General features: G+C 69.7%; 5 protein-coding genes and 1 tRNA gene. 3 read left to right on the top strand and 3 right to left on the bottom strand.

The features are described 5' to 3' along the window. A partial coding sequence (locus PHC73_RS12085) for an amino acid--tRNA ligase-related protein (protein WP_300128589.1) occupies positions 1-414 on the top strand: 414 nt, incomplete at its 5' end. 174 nt (positions 415-588) lie between these two features. Here the strand turns inward: PHC73_RS12085 and PHC73_RS12080 are convergent. From PHC73_RS12080 to glnK, 3 genes are all read right to left on the bottom strand, one after another. After that, positions 589-664: transfer RNA gene (locus tag PHC73_RS12080), tRNA-Thr, on the bottom strand. A gap of 144 nt (positions 665-808) precedes the next feature. Beyond that, entirely contained in the window at positions 809-2,140 is a 1,332-nt protein-coding gene (locus PHC73_RS12075; RefSeq protein ID WP_300128587.1) for an ammonium transporter, read from the bottom strand. Between the two features lie 44 nt (positions 2,141-2,184). After that, positions 2,185-2,523, bottom strand: a complete 339-nt coding sequence (gene glnK / locus PHC73_RS12070) for a P-II family nitrogen regulator (RefSeq protein ID WP_300128584.1) — start codon at positions 2,521-2,523, stop codon at positions 2,185-2,187. A gap of 399 nt (positions 2,524-2,922) precedes the next feature. Here glnK and PHC73_RS12065 point away from each other — a divergent pair, with 399 nt between their 5' ends. After that, the gene (locus tag PHC73_RS12065; RefSeq protein ID WP_300128581.1) at positions 2,923-3,153 is read left to right on the top strand and encodes an accessory factor UbiK family protein; all 231 of its coding nucleotides are present in this window, start codon (positions 2,923-2,925) and stop codon (positions 3,151-3,153) included. A gap of 15 nt (positions 3,154-3,168) precedes the next feature. Next, positions 3,169-4,054: YifB family Mg chelatase-like AAA ATPase (locus PHC73_RS12060; RefSeq protein WP_300128578.1), on the top strand; the 886-nt coding region annotated here is incomplete at its 3' end.

The raw sequence follows: 4,054 nt of genomic DNA, 5'->3' as shown, positions 1-4,054 counted from the left end.
GAGCTGTTCGAGAAGGTGGTCGAGGAGCAGCTCATCCAGCCGACCTTCGTCACCGATTTTCCGGTCGAGGTGTCGCCGCTGGCCCGCCGGCGGGCGGACGATCCGGCGCTGACCGAGCGCTTCGAGCTGTTCATCGCCGGCCGGGAGCTGGCCAACGGTTTTTCCGAGCTGAACGACCCCGAAGACCAGGCCGCGCGCTTTCTGGAACAGGCGGCGCGCAAGGCGGCCGGCGACGAGGAGGCGATGTACTTCGACGCCGACTACGTGGAAGCGCTGGAATACGGCTTGCCGCCGACCGCCGGCGAGGGTATCGGCGTCGACCGCCTGGCCATGCTGTTCGCGGACGTCACCTCCATCCGCGAGGTGATTCTGTTCCCGCATCTGCGCCCGCAGCGCCCGGGTGGTGCGGACTGAGAGCTTGTGAATTTTTCAAGCTCTCGGGCCGGCCAGGGATGGCCGGACGCGAAGCGAGCCCGTAAGGGCTTGATTCGCGGGAGCCCGTCCGGGCGTGTACCGGACGGGCGACGCAAGAAACGCGCAGGACGCGCATTTCTTCACAGACCCTGACGCCGCGAGCGGGGTGACGGATGGTGCCGCTTGTCCGGATCGAACGGACGACCTATCGCTTACAAGGCGATTGCTCTACCAGCTGAGCTAAAGCGGCGCTGAAGGGGGTGAGCCGGCGCATGGCGCCGCGCGGCGCGCATTTTACACGCCGCGCGGGCTCGACTTCGCAAGACCGGCAGAGTGAAAAGGGGCGGGAAGACCGGCGTCTTCCCGCCCCTGATCGTCGCCAGGGTGGCGATTTTTAGAGGTTATAGCCGCGCTCGTCGTGCAGGGCGAGGTCCAGACCCTCGGTCTCCTGCTCCGGCGTCACGCGCAGGCCGATCACCAGATCGATCACCTTCAGGATCACGAAGGTGGCGATGGCGCTGAACACCACCGTCACCAGCACGCCCTTGAGCTGGATCCACAGCTGGGCGGCGATGTCGAGCTCCGCCTTCGAGCCGCCGAGGCTGGCCGCCGCGAACACGCCGGTCAGCAGCGCGCCGATGATGCCGCCCACGCCGTGCACGCCGAACACGTCCAGCGAGTCGTCGTAACCGAAGGCGCGCTTCATCCGCGTGGCGGCCAGGAAGCACAACACGCCGGCGATGGCGCCGATGGCCAGTGCCCCCATCGGCCCGACGAAGCCCGACGCCGGCGTGATGGCGACCAGGCCGGCCACCGCGCCCGAGGCGATGCCGAGCACGCTCGGTTTGCCGTGGCTGGCCCACTCGACGAACATCCAGCCGAGCGCCGCGGCGGCGGTGGCGATCTGCGTCACCGCCATGGCCATGCCGGCGGTGCCGTTGGCGGCCACCGCGCTGCCGGCGTTGAAGCCGAACCAGCCCACCCACAGCATGCTGGCGCCGATCAGCGTGTAGCCGAGGTTGTGCGGCGGCATGGCGGTGGTCGGATAGCCCTTGCGCGGGCCCAGCACCAGGCACGCCACCAGCCCCGCGATGCCGGCATTGATGTGCACCACGGTGCCGCCGGCGAAGTCCAGCACGCCCCAGTCCCACATCAGGCCGCCGTTACCGCTCCACACCATGTGCGCGGTCGGTGCGTAGACCAGGGTGAACCACAGCGCCATGAACCACAGCATGGCCGAGAACTTCATGCGCTCGGCAAAGGCGCCGACGATCAGCGCCGGGGTGATGATGGCGAACGTCATCTGGAACGTCATGAACACCGTTTCCGGGATCGTGAGGTTCAGGCTGTCCACCGTCACGCCGCGCAGGAAGGCTTTGCCGAGACTGCCGACGAAACTGTTGACGTTGACCACCCCCTGCGCCATGCCGGTGGTGTCGAAGGCCAGGCTGTAGCCGTACAGCGCCCACAGCACCGTGATCAGCGCGGTGATGGAAAAGCACTGCATCAGCACCGACAGCACGTTCTTGCTGCGCACCAGGCCGCCGTAGAACAGCGCCAGGCCCGGAATGGTCATGAACAGCACCAGCGCGGTCGAGGTCAGCATCCAGGCGGTGTCGCCGGAGTTCAGGGTCGGCACAGCGGCCTCTTCGGCCAGCGCCAGGCCGGGCAGGCACAGCCCGGCGGTTGCCAGCGCGGCCAGGCCGCGTCGCATCGGGGTTTTCATCGATGAGCTCCCTTGGGGTGAGGTTTGTTGGTCACGAGCCGGCGCTACAGCGCGTCGGCGCCGGTCTCGCCGGTGCGGATACGGATGACCTGCTCCAGGCCGTAGACGAAAATCTTGCCGTCGCCGATCTTTCCGGTATTGGCGGAACTGCTGATCGCCTCGATGACGCGGTCGACGTCGGCGTCGTCGACCGCCACCTCGATCTTCACCTTGGGCAGGAAATCCACCACGTATTCGGCGCCGCGATACAGCTCGGTATGGCCTTTCTGGCGTCCGAACCCTTTCACTTCCGTCACCGTGATGCCTTGCACGCCGACACCCGACAAGGCCTCACGCACATCGTCGAGCTTGAACGGCTTGATCACCGCACAGACCATCTTCATTGCAGTACTCCTCGGGCAGAACCACGCCGCAGGCGGACCGTTTGCCAATCCGCCCCCGGCACCGCGACATCCACCGCACCGACGGCCCCGGCCGGGGCATGGCTGCGGACTCAACCGGCTGGCACCAGTAGGCCGCTTAAAGCACGGCCTGTGCCAAAGTCGATGCCGGGCCTTGCGGTATAGTCGCCGGCGCCACCGCATTGCCGATGTATGGCGGGACCCGGGACGTTCTGATCGATTCACGGCGTCCTCGGCCGCGGGCTGCGGCGCGCGTGCGGCCGACTGCGAGCGGCGGCTCGGTGGCGCTGGATGGTTGGCTGCACCATGGCGGTGCAGCCGGTTCATGACAGCGATCCCGAACGGGGCGCCGGCCCGCAGCGGTGTCAGCGAGGTGCAGACATGACCGAATCGGTATCTTCGGCGCCCCTGCAGTGGCTGCAGGGAGTCGCCAGTGAATTGGATGGCCTGCGCGCCGTGACGGTGCAGCGGCTGACCCGGCGCCTGGGCCTGCCCAGCCGGGAGGAATTCGAAGTGCAGCGCGCGCTGCTCGACGATGCCCGCGAGCGCCTGACCCGCCTGCAGGCGCAGCTCGAGGCGCTGGCGGCGCGCCTGGACGGTTCTTCCTCCTGACCGTTGCCGGCGCGCATGTCCCTGGCGATCCTGCACGCCCGCGCGCAGTTCGGCATCGACGCGCCGCCGGTCACCATCGAGGCGCACCTGACCGGCGGCCTGCCGGCGCTGGCCATCGTCGGCCTGCCGGAAACCGCCGTGCGCGAGGCGCGCGACCGGGTGCGCAGCGCCCTCATCAACAGCGGCTTCGAGTTTCCAGCTCGGCGCGTCACCATCAACCTGGCGCCGGCCGACCTGCCCAAGGAAGGCGGGCGCTTCGATCTGGGCATCGCGCTGGCCATCCTGGCGGCATCCGGCCAGCTGCCGGCGGATTGTCTGAGCGGCTACGAGTTCATCGGCGAACTGGGCCTGGGCGGCGAGCTGCGCCCGGTGCGCGGCGTGCTGCCGGTGGCGCTGCAGGCGCAGCGCGCCGGCGCGCGACTGATCCTGCCGCAGGCCAACGCGGCCGAGGCGGCGCTGGCGCCGGACCTCACCGCCTACGGCGCCGAGCATCTGCTGGCCGTGTGCGGTCACCTCACCGGCGCAGTGCCGCTGGCGGCGGCGCAGCGCGCCGCGCCGCCGCCGGACGCGGGCGCGGTTCCCGATCTGGCCGACGTGCGCGGCCAGCCGGCGGCGCGGCGGGCGCTCGAGATCGCCGCCGCCGGCGGGCACAGCTTGCTGATGCTGGGGCCGCCCGGCGCCGGCAAGACCATGCTCGCCACCCGCCTGCCCGGCATCCTGCCGCCGCTGACCGAGCAGGAGGCGCTCGAGACCGCCGCCGTGCAGTCGATCTCGGTCGGCGGTTTCGATGTCCGCGACTGGGGCCGGCGGCCGGTGCGGGCCCCTCATCACACCGCCTCGGCGGCGGCCCTGGCGGGCGGCGGCACCACGCCGCGGCCGGGCGAGATCTCGCTCGCTCACA

The organism is Immundisolibacter sp., from assembly GCF_028696615.1.
GTDB lineage: Bacteria > Pseudomonadota > Gammaproteobacteria > Immundisolibacterales > Immundisolibacteraceae > Immundisolibacter.
This window is presented reverse-complemented; position numbering and strand designations above follow the sequence as displayed.

Coding starts and splice junctions, on each gene's coding strand:
- PHC73_RS12075 (WP_300128587.1), bottom strand. CDS start 2,140: ATGAAAACCCCGATGCGACGCGGCCTGGCCGCGCTGGCAACCGCCGGG.
- glnK (WP_300128584.1), bottom strand. CDS start 2,523: ATGAAGATGGTCTGTGCGGTGATCAAGCCGTTCAAGCTCGACGATGTG.
- PHC73_RS12065 (WP_300128581.1), top strand. CDS start 2,923: ATGACCGAATCGGTATCTTCGGCGCCCCTGCAGTGGCTGCAGGGAGTC.